The sequence below is a fragment of the Salinivibrio sp. VGrn1 genome, from assembly GCF_009377995.1.
GTDB classification, from domain to species: Bacteria; Pseudomonadota; Gammaproteobacteria; order Enterobacterales; family Vibrionaceae; genus Salinivibrio; species Salinivibrio siamensis.
Genome location: NZ_SATA01000022.1, coordinates 1 through 1,168, shown reverse-complemented (window position 1 = coordinate 1,168; position 1,168 = coordinate 1). Strand labels below are relative to the sequence as shown.

Here is a 1,168-nt window from a genome sequence, read left to right as displayed (position 1 = left end):
AGCTCACTGGTCGAGTCGGCCTGCGCGGAAGATGTAACGGGGCTAAGCGATACACCGAAGCTGCGGCAATGTCCTTATGGATATTGGGTAGGGGAGCGTTGTGTAAGCTGTTGAAGGTGTGCTGAGAGGCATGCTGGAGGTATCACAAGTGCGAATGCTGACATGAGTAACGATAAAGGGGGTGAAAAACCTCCTCGCCGGAAGACCAAGGGTTCCTGTCCAACGTTAATCGGGGCAGGGTAAGTCGGCCCCTAAGGCGAGGCCGAAAGGCGTAGTCGATGGGAAACGGGTTAATATTCCCGTACTGCTGCTTACTGCGATGGGGGGACGGAGAAGGCTAGGTGGGCCTGGCGATGGTAGTCCAGGTTCAAGTGCGTAGGCTGATTTCTTAGGCAAATCCGGGAAATCAAGGCCGAGACACGATGTCGAGCCACCAAGGTGGTGAAGTCATTGATGCCATGCTTCCGGGAAAAGCCTCTAAGCTTCAGGTAAGTAGCAACCGTACTCCAAACCGACACAGGTGGTCGGGTAGAGAATACCAAGGCGCTTGAGAGAACTCGGGTGAAGGAACTAGGCAAAATGGTACCGTAACTTCGGGAGAAGGTACGCTGCCCGCGGTGAAGTCCCTTGCGGATGGAGCTATGGGCAGTCGCAGATACCAGGTGGCTGCAACTGTTTATTAAAAACACAGCACTGTGCAAAATCGAAAGATGACGTATACGGTGTGACGCCTGCCCGGTGCCGGAAGGTTAATTGATGTGGTTATCGCAAGAGAAGCCATTGATTGAAGCCCCGGTAAACGGCGGCCGTAACTATAACGGTCCTAAGGTAGCGAAATTCCTTGTCGGGTAAGTTCCGACCTGCACGAATGGCGTAATGATGGCCACGCTGTCTCCACCCGAGACTCAGTGAAATTGAAATCGCAGTGAAGATGCTGTGTACCCGCGGCTAGACGGAAAGACCCCGTGAACCTTTACTACAGCTTGGCACTGAACATTGAGCCTACATGTGTAGGATAGGTGGGAGGCTTTGAAGCGGCGACGCCAGTTGCTGTGGAGCCATCCTTGAAATACCACCCTTGTATGTTTGATGTTCTAACTTAGCCCCCTTATCGGGGGTGAGGACAGTGCCTGGTGGGTAGTTTGACTGGGGCGGTCTCCTCCCAAAG

Annotated in this window: 1 rRNA gene; it reads left to right on the top strand. The window is 53.6% G+C overall.

Going from position 1 to position 1,168, the window contains the following annotated elements:
• A 23S ribosomal RNA gene (locus EHW56_RS15220) occupies nucleotides 1-1,168 on the top strand; the annotation flags it as partial.